This is a genomic window from Macrococcoides bohemicum, from assembly GCF_003259675.1.
In the GTDB taxonomy this organism is placed as follows: domain Bacteria; phylum Bacillota; class Bacilli; order Staphylococcales; family Staphylococcaceae; genus Macrococcoides; species Macrococcoides bohemicum.
Genome location: NZ_PZJG01000003.1, coordinates 25,942 through 45,383, shown reverse-complemented (window position 1 = coordinate 45,383; position 19,442 = coordinate 25,942). Strand labels below are relative to the sequence as shown.

Here is a 19,442-nt window from a genome sequence, read left to right as displayed (position 1 = left end):
ATATCACTCCTATGCCCACCACATGTTTGCAGGCGTTTCTTTTATTAATACTTCTTTTAAGTTCTTAACTGCTGTGCTAAATCCTTCATCGACACTCATTAATGGGTCTTCATGTTCAATGCTGACTACATAATCATAGCCATAAGTTCTTAATGCACTCATCATATTTGACCAGACGAATTTGTCATGTCCACAACCCACACTTCTAAACGTCCAGCTGCGTGTTAGAACATCTCCGTACGGCTGCATATCTAACAATCCATACATATTGACATTATCCTGATCAATATATGTATCTTTAGCATGGAAATGATGAATCGCATGCTCTTTACCTAAAATTTTAATTGCTGCTACGGGATCAATCCCTTGCCACCACATATGACTCGGATCTAAATTTGCACCAATATATTCATTTGTAGCTTCACGTAATTTCAGCATAGTGTATGGTGAATGCACTAAAAATCCACCATGTAACTCAATACCAATCTTTACATTATGCGCTTTTGCAAGTTCCGCTATTTCTTTCCAATATGGAATAAGTTTTTGTTCCCATTGCCAATCATAAATATCTTTATACTCGGTTGGCCATGCTACTACCGGCCAGTTTGGATATTTGCTATTATCATCTGCACCACTTGTACCACTAAAGCAGTTCACAACTTGAACATTCATCAATGATGCTAGTTTAATTGAATTTCTTAAAGCATTATCTGAATCAACGCGTTCAGCTTCATTTGGTGAAATCGGATTACCGTGACAACTAAATGCACTGATCATCAATCCTCTTTTTGAGAATTCTGCTAAATATTCTTCACGCGCACTTTCTGATTCCAGTAGTAAATCTACATCAATATGTGCACTACCAGGATTTCCTCCTGTTCCTACTTCAACCGCTTCTAAACCTGCTTTATGTGCATAATCTAACATTTCTGTAAATGATAAATCATTAAATAAAGGATTGAATACGCCTAATTTCATCGTGATCTTCTCCTAACTATTTTGAATTTTTATCGCTTTGTTTTGTGCACTGCTTAAGTAAATTGCTTCAATAATTTTAGATACGTTACGTGCTTCAACAGACTTCACTTTTAATACTGAATCATGCAAGATTGTTCTAATAAAATTGCTAGCCTGTAAATACTCGAAAGTATTTTTCTCCTGCACGTAATCTATCATGGTTGTCGTCATCAAACCTTCTGAAGCTGTATTGTATTTCATATCAAATACATTAATGCCGCCTTTAGTACCTGCTATACTAATGAATTCTTCATCGTGTTCAATATTTGCCGCCCAACTTGTTTCAAATAACATTGAAGCCTGATTATCAAACTTAACATATGCTGTAACATGGTCATCTACTTCAAAAGTGGATGCATCAAAATTTCCCCATTCATTAACGATGTCATGGTTGTCTTTACTTAAACGATTATAAGTCGTTCCATTTACTTCAATAGGTTTAACATCTCCTGCTAACCACATCGCTAAATCTAGTAGATGACAACCATAATCAATCAATGAACCGCCACCTTGTAGCTCTTTATTCGTAAACACACCCCAACCAGGTACTTTACGACGTCGCATTGCTTTTACGTTAATTACAAGAGGTTCGCCGATAACGCCTTGATCAATGATTTGTTTGGCTGCTATTGCTTCTTTCATGAAACGATAATGATATGCGATATGTAATACGCCTTCACTACGTTCCTCTGCTCCAATCATCGCATCACACTCTTCACTTGATAATGCCATCGGTTTTTCACACATCACATGAACATCTCGATTGAGTGCCTGGATTGTATATGGTGCATGAAATTTGTTCGGAGTAGTAATGATTACTGCGTCTACTGCTTCAAGCATTTCTTCATACGTATCACAAACATATTCTATACCAAACTCAGTTGCCACAATCTTTGCTTTCTCAGCATCGATATCATAAATATGACTTACACTAACTTCCTGGAACTGCTGGAATGTAGGGATGTGTCTACCTGTTGCGATTCCTCCTGCTCCAACGATACCAATCTTTAATTGTTCCATTTAAATCTTCACCACTTTTTTCTCTTGTGCTGATTGCAAAGCTTTTACGATTACATTTAATGATGCTAATCCATCCTGCCCGTTTACTGGTACAGGTTGACCACCTTGAATCGCTTCAATAAATCGCTCTATCGTACCTGTTGACGTTTGTGCGTCATTTGTTTGTATCTTGCCTAATTTATATGCTTCTTTATTGCCTTCTTCATCAATAAAGATATAGTTAAATTCAGAATCTGTGTTAAGCTTTAATATGCCTTTTTCACCATAAATAATTGTACTGTTATCTTCTTCACCCTTGTATACCCATGCAGCACTCATTGTTCCAATAGCACCACTTTTAGTTTTCAGAATAAAGACTGCATTATCATCAACAGTACCTTCTTTTTCACTTGTTTCAATCATCGCACCAACTTCTGTGAACGTTTCATTCAATAAGTAATGCATTAAGTCAATTTTATGAACACCTAAATCCCCCATAGCACCAATAAAAGCGCGTCTTTTGTCAAAGAACCAGCTATTAGCACCGTCCACACTCCATGACTCCGGACCAGCATGGCCAAAGGTTGTTTTGAATGAATAAATTTTACCTAGCTTACCTTGTGAAAGTTTTTCACGAGCTAGTTCATGTGCTTCTGTAAATCGTTGATTTTGAGCAATCATTAATTGTTTTCCTGAGTTGGTTGCTGCTTCAATCATACGTTTTGCATCTTCAATCGTTGTTGCCATCGGTTTTTCACACAGTACATGCTTTCCTGCTGTTAAAGCTTCTATCGCAATCTCAGCATGTAAATAGTTTGGTGTACAGATACTAACTGCATCAATAGAATCATCTTGTAGTAATGCTTTATAGTTATCGTAACTTTTGCCACCAAATTGTTCTGCATATTCAGAAGCACGCTCCTGTACAATATCACAATATGCAACAATATTTACATCTTCCAAAAGCTGATATTCAGGGATATGTCTATGTGTAGCAATGCTACCTACTCCAATAATACCTACATTTAATTGTGCCATATTATTCACCTTTCTGTATCGATTCTATCGGTTGATGATTACCATACGTCGGATATGTTGATTGCGTTGGTTTCACCCAATTCACTGCATTTTTAATGACTTTTTGAACATATTCGTTATGGTATGTCGGATACGTTTCATGACCAGGTCGGAAGTAGAATATCTTGCCGTTGCCACGTGTAAAAGTAGCACCACTTCTAAATACTTCTCCACCTTCAAACCAACTTAAGAATAATAATTCATCTGGTGCTGGAATATCAAAATGTTCACCGTACATCTCTTCTTCTTCAAGTTCAAAGTATTCTGGCAGACCTTCGGCGATAGGATGTGCAGGGTTGATTACCCAGATTCTTTCTTTTTCTCCTGCTTCTCTCCACTTCAAATCACAGCCTGTACCCATGAGTTTCTTAAATACTTTTGAGAAATGCGCACTATGCAAGGCGATAAACCCCATACCTTCTAATATTCTTTGATGCACTTTCTCAACAATTTCATCACTGACTTCATCATGTGCTTTATGTCCCCACCAAATTAATACATCTGTTCGATTTAAGACTTCTTCTGTTAAACCATGTTCAGGCATATCAAGTGTTGCGGTCGTTACATCACCTTCCAGAAAGTCTGCAATAACTTTATGAATGCCTTCTGGATAATGAAGTCTCACTTTTTCTGATTCTTTTTCGTGTCTATATTCATTCCATACTGTAATATTCATCTTCTCGCTCCAATCATTTGTGTTGAGTTTCTTTCAATTATTGTTGTAGGAATAATCACGTTATATATTGGAAATGCTTTATCTGATAATAGTTCAATTAAATTCGTTGCTGCTACTTTGCCTAGTGATTCTGGATAAATATTGACGACAGTTTGTGACGGACATGCAGTTTCACTTAGAAATGAGTCATTAAATGTTGCGGTCTGTATTGTTTCAGGCACATTAATCTTCTTCTGATAAAGTATATTTAATACTAACAAGTTCATCATACTGTCTGATGTAATCAAACCACTAAATCTTTCAATATTAATTTCTTTCAATATGGATTGAGCTTCTTTTAATTCAAGCGTGCCTTCTAATACTTCATAATCAATACCGTGTTTTCTGCAAACATTGATGAATCCCAATTCTCTATCTTTACTTACTTCATAATCACCTTGTTCACGAATAAATAATAGGTTTTTGTGACCAAGATCTACCATATATTCAGTTAACTGTTCGCTTGCCTTTACGTTATCATTATCGATATACATAACTGGATAATTGTCATCAAGTGCTTTACCGATCACTACAAACGGAAAAGATTTCGCCTTCAGATAATCTGTTACTTTGTCTTGTTTTGAGTATAGTAAAATAACACCGTCAATCATACGACTATCTATATAATTCTTAACTTCTTTAAATAGTGCTTGTTCATCGATACTTGTTGTCGTAATCGTTGAATATCCATTCTCTTTACAGACCTTTGAAACACTGATTAATACGTCAGTGAAAAAGGGGTTCTGTCTCATTTCAATCGAAGCAGTCTTTAACACGAGTAATATTGTTTTCGTTTGTTTCGTTACAAGATAACGTGCAGATAAATTTGGTGTATAACCTATTTCGTCCATCACTTTCTGTACTTTCTTCTTTGTCTCACTACTGATACCGCTATGGTTACTAATCACACGCGATACAGTTGAAGGTGATACACTCGCTCTTTTAGCTACATCCTTGATTGTTACCAACTATTTCACAGCCCCATCCGATACACCTTTAATAATGTGTTTTTGTGCAAAGAAGTAACCAATAACAACCGGTATAATAGATAATGTTAATCCTGCTAAAGCTAAGTGCCACTGTTTCGTATACTGTCCAAAGAAGAAGAATAATTTAAGTGGAATCGTTTCCTGACCAGCACCTAATACTAAACTTGGTAATAGGTAGTCATTCCAGATCCAAATAATATTTAAAATACCTACTGTAACTGAAATTGGTTTTAACATCGGAAAGATGATATACCAGAAAATCTGCCATTTACTTGCACCATCAATCATAGCTGCTTCATCTAGTGATTTCGGGATACTTTGTAATGCCCCGTGATATAAGAAAATTGATAAACTTGCACCGAAACCTAAGTACATAAAGATTAATCCACTGATATTTAAGCTTTGTAAATCACCGAATATCTTAACAAGTGGAATCATTACTGATTGGAAAGGTATCAGCATCGCTGCAACAAATAAGAAGAATATGATACCTGAAACCTTACTTTTATTACGATTTAAAGCATATGCTGCCATACTTGAGAAAATGATAATTAATGTCACTGCTATCACTGAAACAAGCACTGAATTAAAGAATGTACGTAAAAACGATAACTGTTCAAAAGCATCTTTAAAATTCTGGAAAGTAACGTTTGCCGGAAGCTTTAAAGTATTATCAAAAATTTCTAACTTTGTCTTAAAAGCATTTACAATCATCAGGTAAAATGGTGATAACCAAATTATTCCTAAAATAATTGCTAATATTTCGAGTCCCCATCTTCTGACTTTAGCCATTACATTTCCACCTCACGTTTCTTGTTATAGTATACTTGCGTTAAACTAATCACTGTTACGATAAGGAAGAATACAACCGCTTTCGCTTGTGCTTCACCCATGTGATTCATCTTAAATGCTGTATCTACAATATCCATCGCTAACATTTTCGTTGAGTTACCTGGACCACCATTTGTTAAAGATAAGTTCTGATCATAAATTTTAAATGCACCTGATAACGTTAAGAACATACATACTGTAAATGCAGGTGCTACCATTGGGAAGGTAATATTTTTGAAACGTTGCCAAGCATTCGCACCATCAATTTCTGCCGCTTCCAGTAAATCATCTGGTACATTTTCTAAATATGCGATGTAGATAATCATAATGTACCCTGCCATTTGCCATGTTGAAAGGATGACCATTCCCCAGAAACCTGTATGCGTATCACTTAACCAACCTTGCAACGCAGTAGAACCGATTGCTTCACCGATCATTGCAAATACTTTCGTAAAGATAAACTGCCAGATAAACCCTAGAATTAATCCACCGATTAAGTTGGGCATGAAAAATACTGTTCTTAGTAAATTCTTTGATTTAATCTTACTTGTTACAATTAACGCTAAACTTAAACCGATAAAGTTAATGACGAAAATCGCTGCAATCGAATATTTAAATGTAAACATCAATGCATTGATAAATGTATCGTCCTTCAATAAATCTACATAGTTCTGAAACCCAACAAATCCAGGTGTTTGACTAATGTCTCCATTCCAATTGGTAAATGAATAGTAAATACCGTAAATAAACGGAATAATAATTACCATAAATAAAGCTACTAAAACCGGTAATAAAAATAACCAGAAAGCTAAACTTTTCGTCTTCATATGCTCACTCCTTTGTTTAAAAAAGGGAGAACCACCGAAGCGTTCTCCCTTAAGTTTTTATTTACGTGCTTTTGCCCAAGCATCTTGTGATTTTTTAATTGCTTCATCAAATGTTAATTTACCAGTTAAATAATCTTGTAAATAAGCACCTAAAGCGTCATCAGTGTATCCAGTTGGATAACCTTTAAATACCCAAGCAGAAGTTTTACCTTCTTGTGAATATTTGTAGATTTCTTTTGATAATGGATCAGCAATCTTATCAGTATCATAGTCTTTATAAGCAGGAATAAATTTGAAATCTTCTACAACGATTTTCTTACCTTCTTCAGAAGTATATAACCAGTCTAAGAAATCTTTTGCTGCTTTTTGAACTTTTTCATCTGATTTTTTGTTAACTGCCCAGTTGTTTGCAACCCCTACTGGCATTGTAACTTCTTTATCACCAGTTGGAACTGCGATTAAACCAATATTTTTCGCAAGTTCTGGGTTTACCCCTTCAACTGTAGGATATGCCCAGTTACCTTGTTGAATCATTGCAACTTTACCAGTTGAGAATAATTCTTCAACTTGTTGAGAGTAATCTAAAGATGCAACAGGTTGTTTTGAATATTTGTTTTGAATATCTAAGTATTGTTTTAATTGATCAGCTTTAGAGAATGTTAACGTTTTTGCTTCAGAAGCTTTTTTAATATCATTATCAAAGTCAGTTGCTAAGAACATGCTTGAAGCATGGTCACTTAACACCCATTTCTCTTTTGCAGGTAAAGCGAATACGCCAGAAAGTTTTAGCTCCGATTTTTTAGCATCGATTTTTTCCGCAACTTTTTCTAGATCATCTAAAGTTTTAATATCTTCAGCTTTAACACCAGCTTTTTCGAAGATTTCTTTGTTGTAGATTAAACCATATCCTTCCTGGTTCATTGGGATACCGTAAGATTTGCCATCTTTTTGAACAGGTGCTAATAAATCTTCGTTAATTACTGCTTTAGTAGCTTTCATATCTGATAAATCAGCTAAACGATTTTTGTGAACTTCTAAATCTTCAGGACCACCGATATTGAAAATATCTGGTTCATTTTTTGAAGCGATTTTTGCTTTTAAAGCTTGACCGTAGTCGTTACCACCACCAACAGTGTCGATATTGATTTGAACATCAGGATGTTTAGCCATGTATTTTTTGGCCATATCTTCAAACTGTTGTTTGAATTCTACTTTGAACTGGAATACATTTACTGTTGTTTTGTCTCCATCTTTTGCAGTACCTCCGCCTGAGCCTGAGTTACCACAAGCCGCTAATACAAGTGTTAATACGATTAATGCTACCCACGATAAATACGTCTTTTTCTTCATCGTCAATCTCCTTTTGTTTAGTTTTTTAAGAAAACGTTTTCATTTAATACATCTAAAGATTATCACATTATTCTTGTCAGTGCAATATTTTTTTGCAAACGATTGCATAACTTTTGATACATTAATTTTTTCTATGCGTTATAAGAGCAAGAACAACAACGAACTAACCAACGTAATCTTTCTAATAATTCTTAAATTTAATTGACAGTACGTTATACTGGTGTTACGTTAGGTTATCAAATTGGTGCTGCACTAGCCGGTGGAACTGCACCGATGATTGCGGAATACTTGATGGGTAAATTTAATGGCTCATATGTACCAGTTGCCATCTACATCATGATCATTGCAGTCATCTCAATTATTTCAGTATTATCAATTAAGAATAAGAAAGCTGAAGATTTAATGCACACTTCAATCAATTAGGAGGAAGTTATGCAATTCTATAGTGATGAAGCAATTGAAGAAGTCTACAAGATGCGTCATGCCATCGAGGATGTGAAATCAATCCTCAATGATTTAAATGATGATAAAATAATCATGAAAGAACGAACTGTACTTGAAGTATCAGGTACACACAATACAATGCTGTATATGCCTTGTATCAATACAAAAAGTAACTACTCTATTCTAAAGACGATTTCGATATTTCCGGAAAATACATCCAAGCCGGTATCGCAAGGTGTCACATTACTTAGTGATTTAACAGATGGAACGCATATCGCAAATCTTGAAAGCAGCTACTTAACCCGCCTTAGAACAGGTGCGATGAGTGCCATTGCTACGGATAAGTTATCTAAGCAAGATGCTGAAGTGATATGCGTTATTGGAACTGGCGGAATGGCATTCGAACAAGTATTAGGTGTTATTGAAGTAAGGAATATAAAGAAGATTAGTCTTTATAACAGAACACATGAGAAAGCGAAAGACTTTAAACAACGACTCGAAGACTTTGGTGTTACGAGTGACATTCAAGTGTTTGATAGTGTTTCAGAAGCTGTTAAAAATGCCGATATTATTAACTGTGCAACACGTTCAGAGAAAAGTGTCTTTGACCATAAAGACCTTCAGGCTCATACCCATATTAATGGTGTCGGATCTTACTTACCTGAAATGCGAGAAATCGATACAGCTTCAATCAAGCACGCTGACACAATCGTCTTAGATGATCTACACGGTGCAATGCATGAAGCAGGAGAATTTATAGAGGCTGAAAAAGACGGACACTTTGATTTCATTCAGGCAACGTTATTAAAAGATGTAACAGATAAGACAGCATCAGAAGGCATCACCATCTTCAAATCAGTCGGCGCCGCATATTATGACCTGGCAGTAACAGCCGGGGCGTATGACGTGTTGAAAAAGTCATAAAAAAGTGAGTAATCCGATGATGGATTGCTCACTTTTTTATTTCTTTCATTTATTAAAATTCTGAAAATCTATAAATCGTTTTATATTCTTTCTCACCATCAATTAACGGTGGATGATTTGAATTTATACTATTCGGTTCAAATTGAGTTTCTAAACAAACACCAGCATGTTTGTTATAAACCGTACCCTTTTTACCATATACATTATCCAAACCATTTCCGGTATAAAGCTGAATACATGGACTATTCGTATAAACATCCATTTGTATTCCAGTAACATCCCCTATAAGCATTGCTGCTTTCTGATGAATGTCATTACTATTTAAGATAAAATTATCATCATATTCAACCGTCTTATCTTCTGAGATCTTTCTCATTTCTGTAAAGTCCATATTCGTATCCGTCGCTTCTATCTGTTTACCCGTAGGAATACTCTCATCATTTAATTCACTATATTTATCACTATTCAACCATAGATTGTGATCTAATACGTCACCTGAATCATGCCCATTTAAATTGAAATAACTATGATTCGTTGGATTAAACACAGTTAATCTATCACTTCGACCTTTGTAAGTCACTTCTACCGCATTATCGTCAGTAAGTGCGTATGTTACTTCCATCTTTAATTCCCCGGGAAATCCCTGATCTAAGTGCGGACTAAGTAATGAAAAAGTGATGCTATATTCATTATGAGATACAACATCCCATTTTCTAGTATGAAAACCGCTTGAACCACTATGCAGGTTATGATTTCCTTCATTAGATTCAACATGAAATTGTGTACCTTCTATGTTAAAAATACTATCCTCTATTCTATTAGCATTTCTACCAATAACTGCACCAAAATAAGTTGAATCGTTTTCGAGGTAGTCCTGTTCATTATCAAACCCCAGGACAATATCGAGTTTTTGATTATTGTGTTGAACTAAAATTCTTTTCATAATTGCGCCGAGATTTGTTAATTCAATGGTTATATTGTTACTGGAAATTGTGTAGGTTTTGTATTCTTTATTGTTCAATGTGTTCACACCTTAATTAAGAGATTTTGTATTGTTTGTAACAAGTGCCTGTTCTATTTCTTCTAATGTATACCCTCTTGTCTCAAATACAAAATATTTTACAAATAAAGCTGCGATAATACCTGGCACATTGGCCTCCAAGTGTTACGATAGGTCACTTTCTCGTTAAAATTTTTATCGTTACTACTCACAAGGTATCTATACTACAACCATTAAGTACTAAATTTATAAAATAAAATTTAGTACTTTATTTCAAGCTAAGTATTTTAATTTTCAAAATGATTGTATTACAATAACATTTATGTGTAATAGGAAGGAGATTCATATGAATAAACAAGAGTCAAAAACAGTTGTTGTTATTGGCGCTGGGGTTTTAAGTACAACGTTTAGTTCTATGCTTAAAGAATTAGAACCAAGTTGGAATATAAAACTTTATGAACGTTTAGACCGCCCTGGTCTCGAAAGTTCAAATGAGCGTCATAACGCAGGAACAGGTCACGCTGCCCTATGTGAATTGAACTATACAGTGAAACAACCTGATGGGTCAATCGACATTGAAACAGCAAAAGAAATTAATGAACAATTTGAAATTTCAAAACAGTTTTGGGGACATTTAGTTAAAAGTAAAAATATTTCAGACCCTAAAGACTTCATTCAACCATTACCTCACATTAGTTTTGTTAGAGGTAAAAATAACGTCCAATTCTTAAAAGATCGTTATCATGTGATGAAAGAATCTCCAATGTTCGATAATATCGAATTTACAGAAGATATCGAAGAAATGAGAAAATGGATTCCATTAATGATGCAAGGTCACAGTCCAAGTGATATTATGGCCGCTAGTAAAATCAATGAAGGTACGGATGTGAACTTTGGAGAGCTAACACGTAAAATGGCTCAAAATATTGAACAGCACCCAAATGCTGATGTTCAGTACAATCACGAAGTTATCGATTTTAATCAAAGACAAGATGGCAAATGGGAAGTAAAAGTACGTCAACTTAATAGTGGTGGCGTTCAAACTGAAATTGCTGATTATGTATTTATCGGTGCTGGTGGCGGTGCAATCCCACTTTTACAAAAAACAGGTATTCCTGAAAGTAAAAATCTAGGCGGCTTCCCGATTACAGGTCAATTCTTAATTTGTACTAATCCAGACATCATCGCGCAACATGACGCGAAAGTCTATGGTAAAGAGCCACATGGGACACCACCAATGACTGTACCACACTTAGATACACGTTATATTGATGGTGAACGTACATTACTATTCGGTCCATTCGCAAGTATTGGCCCTAAATTCTTAAAAAATGGTTCTAATTTAGATTTATTTAAATCTGTTAAACCATATAATATTGCAACATTATTATCTTCTGCAGTTAAGAATTTACCTTTAATCAAGTATTCTATCGACCAAATCTTAATGACTAAAGAAGGTTGTATGAACCATTTACGTACATTCTACCCAGAAGCACGTGATGAAGATTGGGAATTATATACAGCAGGTAAACGTGTACAGGTCATTAAAGACACACCGGAATATGGTAAAGGATTTATTCAATTCGGTACAGAAGTTGTTAACTCTAAAGATCATACAGTGATTGCACTATTAGGAGAATCTCCAGGAGCATCAACTTCGGTTTCAGTCGCATTAGAAGTGCTTGAGAAAAACTTCCCTGAATATGAATCTGAATGGACACCTAAAATTAAAGAAATGATACCGTCATATGGTCAATCACTTATTGATGACACAGAATTGATGAAAAAAATTCGTCAACAAACATCAAAAGATTTAGAACTGAATTATTACCAAAATAATAAATAGCTAAAATAAAGGAATGGTGAGCTTGAAAAAATTATTAATCGTAACAATTATTAGTGGTGCTGGTTTTTATGCGCTTAAGCGTTATCAAAAACAAGTAAACGCAATGCCAAACATAGAATATTAATATTAAAATATATTCTGTAAAACCAAACCTTTTAGTGATAAAAAAAGTTCACCTGTCTAGAGTGAACACAAAAGTCGAAACTTTTAGTTAAGTTACGTATTTTAAAGCAAGATTTCTACATATAGAAATCTTGCTTTTTAATTTGTTTAAACAAACCTCAGTATCCCTTATAATTTATCCCATGTATAAATGTACTTATCAAAATTCATTGCCTTTAAATCTTCTGATATCGCTTCCATAGCATCATCATATCCATCATATATTGATTCTATTTCCATGCCTGGATTCACCTCATTCCATAAAGGTACTGCGATGTCTTCGAAACGATAATCTACAGGTGATAGCATTTGTTGACCTAGGCTATATTCTATACGAAATGCACCTTCACTAGCACCACCCCTTAGGAAATTCTTGTTTAATTTAGACATAATGGCCCTTTCTTTTTCTAATATTTGATCTTTTATTTATAATTAAAAAATGCCATCTTTTGTTGTTTACAACAAAAGATGGCATTACTATTTATAAAACTTTTAGATTATTTTACTGTAACTTTTATCGACTTCTTGCTACTATTACCAGCTTTATCTTTCAGATATACAGTTAATACAGTCCCTTTCTTTTGACCTTTAATTTTTAAGTTGAACGTTCCTTTAGAATTCACTTTGCCATTAGCAATCACTTTACGATTCTTAATTACTGTTACAAATGCAGAATTTTCACCTTTTCCTGTAACCGCTCTTGATTTTGTTGTAACCTTATTTAATTTCGTAAAGCTTGGAGGTGTTTTATCTAGCACCTTGGTAGTTACTGTTGAACTTTTTACCTTTTTATAAACAGAATAGATACTAACTGTAGTTCCTGCTTTTTGTTTTTTCACCGAAATACTATACTTTCCGTTTTTAGCATTCCCTTTACCTATAACTTTATTCTTCACAAGTACATAGACCGTACTACCAGACTTTGCTTTACCTGTAATTTTAATATCATTGTCATCTATAGGATTAACAACTGGCTTTGAATTTTTTACAGGTTTAGGTTTCACAGATGAGACTGGCTTTTCTGTAGTTGGTTTCTCTGTAGTTGGTTTCTCTGTCGTCGGTCTTTCTGTCGTCGGTCTATCAACTACCACAGGTTTATTATAATCCACATAAGCTTTTACATTAATAGTAATATCACTTGAAGTTCCTCTGTAAGACATTTGTCCTGTACTTAACATTGTGTAGCCTTTTGAAACATTAACACTATCATAGTAATATACTGAGGAATCAAGATTAGACATTGCTCCACGAATCGCCTGATCCGTAGTTTGATACGCTATATATCTATCCGTTGACCTGTTTCATTATTATTTAGGATATTTATCTCCATTCATTTTAACTTTCATTCTAATAATTTCTTCAATATCAAAATTCATTTCTTCTGCTAGTTGAATACCATAAATAAATACATCTGCTAGTTCTTCAGCAATATTTTGTCTATTCTTTTGTACCGCTTCATCACTAGAAATCCATTGAAAATTCTCTAACAACTCAGATGATTCTAGCGTAAGTGATAAAGCAAGATCTTTAGGGTTATGATATTGTTTCCAACCACGTTCTTCTCGAAATTCATTAATTAATTCTATAATTTCTTGATTCATTTCTGCCACATCCTTTTTCTATTATTATATAATAAATAGTAAGAGACTAAGGGGGAAATATATGATTATTTATGAAGCTACAAAGAAAGAATTTATCAATGATGTATATGAAGAAACACTTGTCAACAATATTATTAAAAATTACAGAGCAAAAATTGGTAATATCAATGAACGTGAAGTTCGTTCGTGGGATAATTCTATGCAGTATATGTATCGAGTTATGCAAGATGCTGGTATACCCGAAGATTCAGGTGTTGCTATTGAATTTAAGATCCCCTATACATCTAGACGTGTGGATTTCTTAATTAGTGGTAAAGACGAGACGCATTCTAACGTTATCGTTATAGAATTGAAACAGTGGAACACGGTAGAAAAAGTAGACAAAGAAGGTATTGTAAGAACGAGATTCCAACATGGTCTTGCTGAGACAACACATCCTTCTTATCAAGCTTGGTCATATGCTTCTTTAATAGAAGACTATAATCAAACTGTTCAAAATGAAAATATTAACATAATTCCTTCTGCCTATTTACATAATTACATTTCAGATGCTGAACTAGGAGATCCTCTGTTAGATAAGAGTTATTCATTCTATGTTGAAAAAGCTCCTATATTTACTAAGGGTCAATCTTCTAAACTTCGAAACTTCATCAAGAAATATATTAAATATGGTGATAATAAAGAAGGTATTTATAAAATTGAAAACGGGAAAATTAGACCTTCAAAATCTCTACAAGACACTCTATTGAGTATGTTACAAGGTAATGAAGAGTTTATAATGATTGATGAGCAAAAGGTTGTTTATGAAACCGCCCTTCAATTAGCAGAAAAAGCTTTAAGAACAAATACGCGTCAAACACTAATTGTAAAAGGAGGTCCTGGAACAGGGAAGTCAGTATTAGCAATAAATTTATTAGTAGAATTGACACGTAGATCTATGGTAGCACAGTATGTTACCAAAAATGCAGCACCACGTGATGTATACTCTATAAAATTAAAACAAGATTTTAAAAAGACTCAAATCGATAATTTATTTAAAGGTAGTGGAAGTTATATTAATGCACCTGAAAATGAATTCGATGCATTAATTGTTGATGAATCACACCGATTAAACGAAAAATCTGGCTTGTTTTCGAATTTAGGAGAAAACCAAATTAAAGAAATTATCTTTGCATCTAAATTCTCATTATTTTTTATTGATGAACACCAGAAAGTAACCTTAAAAGATATAGGTTCAATTGATGAAATTAAAAAATATACTGAATTACTAGGAAGTGAGGTTACTGAAATGGAACTTCAATCACAATTCAGATGTAATGGTTCCGATGGTTATTTAGCTTGGTTAGATGACTTATTAGGAATAAGAGAAACTGCTAATGAAGATGGCTTTGAAGGCTTTGATTATAAATTACAAGTTTTTGATGACCCACAAAAAATGTATGAATCTATTCAACTCCTAAATCAACGTAACAATAAAGCTAGAATGATGGCAGGTTACTGTTGGGAATGGAAGAAAGATGGAAAAGATAAGTCTGAAGTTAAAGACATTGAAATTCCTGAATTTAACTTTGGCATGAGTTGGAATTTAAGTAGTAAAGGACCTTGGGCAATAGGAACAGATTCTGTGCATGAAATAGGCTGTATTCATACTGCACAAGGATTAGAATTTGATTATGTTGGTGTTATTATAGGTAATGATTTGAGAATGGAAAATGGCAAAATTATCACTGATTACACGAAACGTGCCAAAACCGATCAATCTTTAAAAGGCATTAAAAAAGGTATTAAAGAAAACAAAGAACATTATGAAAAACTCGCTGATGAAATCATCAGAAATACTTATAGAACGCTCATGACTCGCGGACAAAAGGGCTGCTACATTTATTGTGTAAATAATGAGTTAAATAATTATATCGCTAATAAAGTAATTAATTTAGTTCAAAATTATGAAGCCAAATATGATATTAGTTACGTAGCTGAAGATTTAGAGGAGTACTAAATTTTTATTTTAAAAATAACAGTAAAACTGAGAAGAGTTATTTAGTTAATTATAAACATCTTCTCAGTCTTTTTATTATTACTTATTCATACAATGCTAAGGCATTATAAATCTCGTTCTTTAACTCTTCTTTTTCTAGGAATGGTGACATTATAACTGGGTAATTTTTGTTCAATTCGTAAATTACTTTTCTACCGTATCTTTCATCATTTCCTAAATCATCTCTATTCTTGATTTTTGCTTTTAATTTAGTAGATAAATCTTCTTCATCAATTACAGTTAATACTTTAATAATAAATTCCGAATTACGGAAAATAGTATATTTAATTATGTAATTATAAATATCTAAATTTTCATAAATTAATTTTATATATTTTTCATCTATTTCATTATCATTAAAATTCGCGTCGTTTATATATTCAGCTGCAAGAACACATTTATAAATATAATTTTCCCAATCAAATTTCTTTATAACAATATTATTAAAATCTTTAATTGAATCTTCGATGCTTGGATATTTATTTATTAAATAGTTACGTTTTTTTGTTATTAGTAATGAATGCCAAAAAGTCTCATTCAAATGGATATCTCGTTCAGTTTCATTTACAAACTTTTTTAATGCAAGAATTGCCTCTTTAAAATCTAATAACTTCTCTTTATCTGTACCTTTGGCAATATATATTGGAAAATCATCAACATCATTTATAAAAATACTATCTTCCGAAAAATACTCTTTATTAAAATCTAAAGAATCATTTATAAAGTCTTTATATAGTTCTTCATTATTTTTATATCCTTTGCTCAACAACCTAATCTCCACAATTAACAATCCCTTCAATGCTATTCACAAATTTTTCAACTAATTTATTAGATATTTTAGAAATTAGTCCGTCTATATCATCTGGATTAATTTCTTCAATACCTTTATTTATTATAAGATCTAATATTTTTTGATTTAATCCATTAGTTTGATTTGTATTTATAGTATCTACATCTATATATTCTTCATCAGAGTTATTAACCTCTATAAACTTTTCAATTGCTCTATATAAACCATTATATAAATACATATTCATAATATTTTTATTCTGAACAGATGACCTCATAAGTAAATTTTCGTCATTAAATTTCAATATAATTGTTTCTGAACCCAACTCAACTTTAAAAGCAGCATCTTGATTCTTTGCAATAGAAGTTTCAAATAATGTTAAAGGTTTATTCTCAGAACCTTGATACTTTACAATATTAGAGTATCCAAGTAGCATATGTTTATTAATATATAACCTATCTTTATATTTATCATAAAACTGTGTCAATTCTTTACAATCTATGAAACTTACCTGTTCTAATGATTGAATATGTAATTGTATAACGGTTGAATTTGACATAGAGATTCTATTTTTAGGAATTATTATAGTTTTTTGGCCATTTTTTAACTTTGTAAAATAATTATCCTTGGATTGAACAATAAAAATTAATACTGCTTTATTATTATTAATAAGCTCTTTAATAAAATTGTTCTCAATTTCATAACTAATATTAAATATAAAATTATCATTGTCATCCAACAAATTAACATCTAATAAAAATGAACTATTTTTATAGCTATTAGAATTATTGGTTAAAATAGGGTAAGAAAATGCAGCATCTTTATTGTAAATCATTTCTCCACTTCCACTTCATAAGTAAATTTAAGCCTACTCAAAGAATTATTCTTCAATGCAATCCTTATTTGGATTTGCTGATTGTTCATATTAATATTCTTTACCTTATTCATATCGTACTGATACGTACGGTTAGAAACTAGATCATTTATTCTTATAGCATATCTCGAGAAATCAAATATATCCTTTACTATTTCACCATTACCATCTACAACTTTGAAAATAAGGTTACACAAATTAACTCCATTAATTTCAGTATAATCTACTCCAACTTTACTTAAATCAATTGAAATAATTTCATCTTGGCCAATAGTTATTCTCGAAACAGCATCTGTAGGAGTTATAAACAGTTCTGTGGTAGAATCATCATCACTTTTAATCTTACGTGGCTTTCTATTTTTATTTTTATCAACTTTTTTATTCTTTGTTGATCCACCTTTTTTTTCTCTTTTTTCTTTCACATTTCTTTTTAATAATGTTTTCCCACCGCTTATTGTAACTTTCTCTGAACTACTTTCTAACATATTTCTAAAACTAGTTTCAGTTTCATAAATTAAATCGTCTGTTTCTAACTTTCCATCTGTAGGATTATTTTTATTAAAATTTTCTTCAATTATTCTAGACAGTTCCTTATGCAGATTTGATATAAATTTTTTAGCATTTTTCTTTTCATATTCATCTCTAATATCTTCATATGAAATTTGGGTATGGGATTCATTCTCTAAAGACTTTAAATATTCATCCTCTTTATCCCCACCGACTAATACAGCATTAAAAGGTTTCCTTTTATTGTTTATTACACCGAAATCCTCTATTTTCATACCTATTGTTCTAAAGATTGCTACTCTTCCTACTATAATTTCAGGATTATAAACAAAATATAATTTAAATTGATATGTATCAGTATTATTTGATACTTCAAATTTTAAAGGTTTGTTATTATTCAAAGTATTTACATATAGAGGTGTAAAAATCTTTTTCATATCACTATAATCTGTTTTATAAAATCTTGTATCTTGCACTAGTTCTTTTATTGTTTCATGATTAATGATGGTTTGTTCATTATCAACATCAAAAACTTCTACTGCTAAATTATGTTCAAGAATTGCCAAGAAAAAATTATCACACACCGCTGTTATAATTTCATCAAACTTAAAAAACTCTTCTCTGACATAAGGAATAATTATTTTAAGACCTCGTGTTTTTTTTTCAAATGCTTCATGTTTCACTATATTTTCAAAAGGTATTAACTTGCCATTATTTTCTGATACATCCGAATAGTATCCCGTAGCTCTATAATTTTTATTATTTAGTTTGTGCTCTATTAATTGTATAGTGCCACCTAGATGCTGATTATTTTCATTGTCGCAATTGGCAAAATACATTAAATGAATATCTGAGGCAGCATTATTAGCAATTTTTCCAATACCATGAGATCCTCCACGTTTAATTTCTTTTGTGGAATCACCTTCTACAAAATGAACGCCTTTATTATACGCATATATGCCATATGTGTCTTGTTTACTATTAGATTGTCCATTTTTGGCCCCAGTTAATCCTTTTGAATTACTATCCTCAAAAGAAAGAATTGGTACAGTCTTATCCTCTATTTTTGTTTTCATATAATTTATTGTTTCTATCGTGTAATTGTTATGTCCCTCTAAAGAATTTATATGTTCAAAAATTTCGTCAATACCAGGTAAAATAGATTTATCTACTTCATTCATTCTAATTGTTACTTTTACTGGCTTATTTTCATTTAACCTAGCATCTAATGCATTTTGTATATTTTCTTTAATAGTACCCTTTATTCCATTTCTATGAAAATGCTCTAATGAATTATCAAAAGTAGCTACCTCCATATAATCTATTGATGCGAACTGAATTTGATTCCCCATATTATCACCCTTTTTTTAAATAAAATAATCTATACGTATATAAATAATTTAATTATAAAATTGGAAAAGATCAATATAATTATATATATTTATACTTTT

Annotated in this window: 20 protein-coding genes; 5 read left to right on the top strand and 15 right to left on the bottom strand. The window is 32.4% G+C overall.

Annotated elements, in window-relative coordinates:
* Nucleotides 1–9: 9 nt before the first annotated feature.
* Genes BHX94_RS06465 through BHX94_RS06430 form a run of 8 tightly spaced genes read right to left on the bottom strand, consistent with a single transcriptional unit; the run spans nt 10 to nt 7,805 of the window.
* Nucleotides 10–978, bottom strand: coding sequence for a sugar phosphate isomerase/epimerase family protein (locus BHX94_RS06465; protein WP_012656268.1), 969 nt, complete (start codon nt 976–978; stop codon nt 10–12).
* Between the two features lie 12 nt (nt 979–990).
* Nucleotides 991–2,037 carry a Gfo/Idh/MocA family protein gene (locus BHX94_RS06460; protein WP_111745392.1) on the bottom strand — a complete coding sequence of 349 codons (1,047 nt, stop codon included), beginning with the start codon at nt 2,035–2,037 and terminating at the stop codon, nt 991–993.
* Nucleotides 2,038–3,054 (bottom strand): Gfo/Idh/MocA family protein, encoded by a 1,017-nt coding sequence (locus BHX94_RS06455; protein ID WP_012656266.1) that lies wholly within the window; start codon nt 3,052–3,054, stop codon nt 2,038–2,040.
* 1 nt (nt 3,055) lies between these two features.
* Nucleotides 3,056–3,769 (bottom strand): ThuA domain-containing protein, encoded by a 714-nt coding sequence (locus tag BHX94_RS06450; protein ID WP_012656265.1) that lies wholly within the window; start codon nt 3,767–3,769, stop codon nt 3,056–3,058.
* Complete coding sequence (locus BHX94_RS06445; protein WP_111745391.1) at nt 3,766–4,776, bottom strand: LacI family DNA-binding transcriptional regulator; 1,011 nt, start codon at nt 4,774–4,776, stop codon at nt 3,766–3,768. Before BHX94_RS06445 ends, BHX94_RS06450 begins: the two co-directional genes overlap by 4 nt.
* Nucleotides 4,777–5,589, bottom strand: a complete 813-nt coding sequence (locus BHX94_RS06440; RefSeq protein WP_012656263.1) for a carbohydrate ABC transporter permease — start codon at nt 5,587–5,589, stop codon at nt 4,777–4,779.
* Nucleotides 5,589–6,455, bottom strand: a complete 867-nt coding sequence (locus BHX94_RS06435) for a carbohydrate ABC transporter permease (RefSeq protein WP_012656262.1) — start codon at nt 6,453–6,455, stop codon at nt 5,589–5,591. The genes BHX94_RS06440 and BHX94_RS06435 overlap by 1 nt, the downstream gene beginning before the upstream one ends.
* Before the next feature lie 57 nt (nt 6,456–6,512).
* Nucleotides 6,513–7,805 carry an ABC transporter substrate-binding protein gene (locus BHX94_RS06430; protein ID WP_012656261.1) on the bottom strand — a complete coding sequence of 431 codons (1,293 nt, stop codon included), beginning with the start codon at nt 7,803–7,805 and terminating at the stop codon, nt 6,513–6,515.
* Nucleotides 7,806–8,006: 201 nt separating this feature from the next.
* Here BHX94_RS06430 and BHX94_RS06425 point away from each other — a divergent pair, with 201 nt between their 5' ends.
* Together BHX94_RS06425 and BHX94_RS06420 are read left to right on the top strand one after the other, a co-directional pair.
* Nucleotides 8,007–8,228, top strand: coding sequence for a hypothetical protein (locus BHX94_RS06425; RefSeq protein WP_170120782.1), 222 nt, complete (start codon nt 8,007–8,009; stop codon nt 8,226–8,228).
* Between the two features lie 9 nt (nt 8,229–8,237).
* Nucleotides 8,238–9,173 carry an ornithine cyclodeaminase family protein gene (locus BHX94_RS06420; RefSeq protein ID WP_111745390.1) on the top strand — a complete coding sequence of 312 codons (936 nt, stop codon included), beginning with the start codon at nt 8,238–8,240 and terminating at the stop codon, nt 9,171–9,173.
* Nucleotides 9,174–9,225: 52 nt separating this feature from the next.
* Here BHX94_RS06420 and BHX94_RS06415 read toward each other — a convergent pair whose 3' ends face one another.
* Nucleotides 9,226–10,203 (bottom strand): aldose epimerase family protein, encoded by a 978-nt coding sequence (locus tag BHX94_RS06415; RefSeq protein ID WP_111745389.1) that lies wholly within the window; start codon nt 10,201–10,203, stop codon nt 9,226–9,228.
* Nucleotides 10,204–10,519: 316 nt separating this feature from the next.
* Here BHX94_RS06415 and lqo point away from each other — a divergent pair, with 316 nt between their 5' ends.
* Together lqo and BHX94_RS06405 are read left to right on the top strand one after the other, a co-directional pair.
* On the top strand, nt 10,520–12,019 hold the full coding sequence (lqo, locus tag BHX94_RS06410; RefSeq protein WP_111745388.1) for an L-lactate dehydrogenase (quinone): 1,500 nt from the start codon (nt 10,520–10,522) through the stop codon (nt 12,017–12,019).
* Between the two features lie 22 nt (nt 12,020–12,041).
* Nucleotides 12,042–12,143: an SE2200 family small protein gene (locus BHX94_RS06405; RefSeq protein ID WP_086038098.1), complete on the top strand. Its 102-nt coding sequence runs from the start codon at nt 12,042–12,044 to the stop codon at nt 12,141–12,143.
* Between the two features lie 167 nt (nt 12,144–12,310).
* On the opposite strand, the gene BHX94_RS06400 is transcribed toward BHX94_RS06405, so the two are convergent.
* From BHX94_RS06400 to BHX94_RS06390, 3 genes are all read right to left on the bottom strand, one after another.
* A complete protein-coding gene (locus BHX94_RS06400; protein ID WP_111745387.1) occupies nt 12,311–12,571 on the bottom strand; it encodes a hypothetical protein in 261 nt (86 codons plus the stop codon).
* A gap of 107 nt (nt 12,572–12,678) precedes the next feature.
* The gene (locus tag BHX94_RS06395) at nt 12,679–13,422 is read right to left on the bottom strand and encodes an Ig-like domain-containing protein (RefSeq protein WP_146606906.1); all 744 of its coding nucleotides are present in this window, start codon (nt 13,420–13,422) and stop codon (nt 12,679–12,681) included.
* A 66-nt stretch (nt 13,423–13,488) separates the two neighbouring features.
* A complete protein-coding gene (locus tag BHX94_RS06390) occupies nt 13,489–13,782 on the bottom strand; it encodes a nucleotide pyrophosphohydrolase (protein WP_111745385.1) in 294 nt (97 codons plus the stop codon).
* Between the two features lie 61 nt (nt 13,783–13,843).
* Between BHX94_RS06390 and BHX94_RS06385 the strand changes: the two genes are divergently transcribed.
* On the top strand, nt 13,844–15,781 hold the full coding sequence (locus tag BHX94_RS06385) for a DUF2075 domain-containing protein (protein ID WP_111745384.1): 1,938 nt from the start codon (nt 13,844–13,846) through the stop codon (nt 15,779–15,781).
* Between the two features lie 82 nt (nt 15,782–15,863).
* Here BHX94_RS06385 and BHX94_RS06380 read toward each other — a convergent pair whose 3' ends face one another.
* From BHX94_RS06380 to BHX94_RS06370, 3 genes are read right to left on the bottom strand one after another with little or no spacing between them, the layout of a single operon-like run.
* The gene (locus tag BHX94_RS06380; protein WP_242446667.1) at nt 15,864–16,586 is read right to left on the bottom strand and encodes a hypothetical protein; all 723 of its coding nucleotides are present in this window, start codon (nt 16,584–16,586) and stop codon (nt 15,864–15,866) included.
* A gap of 4 nt (nt 16,587–16,590) precedes the next feature.
* Complete coding sequence (locus BHX94_RS06375) at nt 16,591–17,445, bottom strand: hypothetical protein (RefSeq protein WP_111745382.1); 855 nt, start codon at nt 17,443–17,445, stop codon at nt 16,591–16,593.
* Nucleotides 17,442–19,343, bottom strand: coding sequence for a hypothetical protein (locus tag BHX94_RS06370; RefSeq protein ID WP_111745381.1), 1,902 nt, complete (start codon nt 19,341–19,343; stop codon nt 17,442–17,444). Before BHX94_RS06370 ends, BHX94_RS06375 begins: the two co-directional genes overlap by 4 nt.
* Nucleotides 19,344–19,442 lie beyond the last annotated feature (99 nt).

Excerpts from the sequence above, each read along its gene's own strand:
- BHX94_RS06465 (WP_012656268.1), bottom strand. The coding sequence starts at position 978 with ATGAAATTAGGCGTATTCAATCCTTTATTTAATGATTTATCATTTACA.
- BHX94_RS06460 (WP_111745392.1), bottom strand. The coding sequence starts at position 2,037 with ATGGAACAATTAAAGATTGGTATCGTTGGAGCAGGAGGAATCGCAACA.
- BHX94_RS06455 (WP_012656266.1), bottom strand. The coding sequence starts at position 3,054 with ATGGCACAATTAAATGTAGGTATTATTGGAGTAGGTAGCATTGCTACA.
- BHX94_RS06450 (WP_012656265.1), bottom strand. The coding sequence starts at position 3,769 with ATGAATATTACAGTATGGAATGAATATAGACACGAAAAAGAATCAGAA.
- BHX94_RS06440 (WP_012656263.1), bottom strand. The coding sequence starts at position 5,589 with ATGGCTAAAGTCAGAAGATGGGGACTCGAAATATTAGCAATTATTTTA.
- BHX94_RS06435 (WP_012656262.1), bottom strand. The coding sequence starts at position 6,455 with ATGAAGACGAAAAGTTTAGCTTTCTGGTTATTTTTATTACCGGTTTTA.
- BHX94_RS06430 (WP_012656261.1), bottom strand. The coding sequence starts at position 7,805 with ATGAAGAAAAAGACGTATTTATCGTGGGTAGCATTAATCGTATTAACA.
- BHX94_RS06420 (WP_111745390.1), top strand. The coding sequence starts at position 8,238 with ATGCAATTCTATAGTGATGAAGCAATTGAAGAAGTCTACAAGATGCGT.
- lqo (WP_111745388.1), top strand. The coding sequence starts at position 10,520 with ATGAATAAACAAGAGTCAAAAACAGTTGTTGTTATTGGCGCTGGGGTT.
- BHX94_RS06400 (WP_111745387.1), bottom strand. The coding sequence starts at position 12,571 with ATGTCTAAATTAAACAAGAATTTCCTAAGGGGTGGTGCTAGTGAAGGT.
- BHX94_RS06395 (WP_146606906.1), bottom strand. The coding sequence starts at position 13,422 with ATGTCTAATCTTGATTCCTCAGTATATTACTATGATAGTGTTAATGTT.
- BHX94_RS06390 (WP_111745385.1), bottom strand. The coding sequence starts at position 13,782 with ATGAATCAAGAAATTATAGAATTAATTAATGAATTTCGAGAAGAACGT.
- BHX94_RS06385 (WP_111745384.1), top strand. The coding sequence starts at position 13,844 with ATGATTATTTATGAAGCTACAAAGAAAGAATTTATCAATGATGTATAT.
- BHX94_RS06375 (WP_111745382.1), bottom strand. The coding sequence starts at position 17,445 with ATGATTTACAATAAAGATGCTGCATTTTCTTACCCTATTTTAACCAAT.
- BHX94_RS06370 (WP_111745381.1), bottom strand. The coding sequence starts at position 19,343 with ATGGGGAATCAAATTCAGTTCGCATCAATAGATTATATGGAGGTAGCT.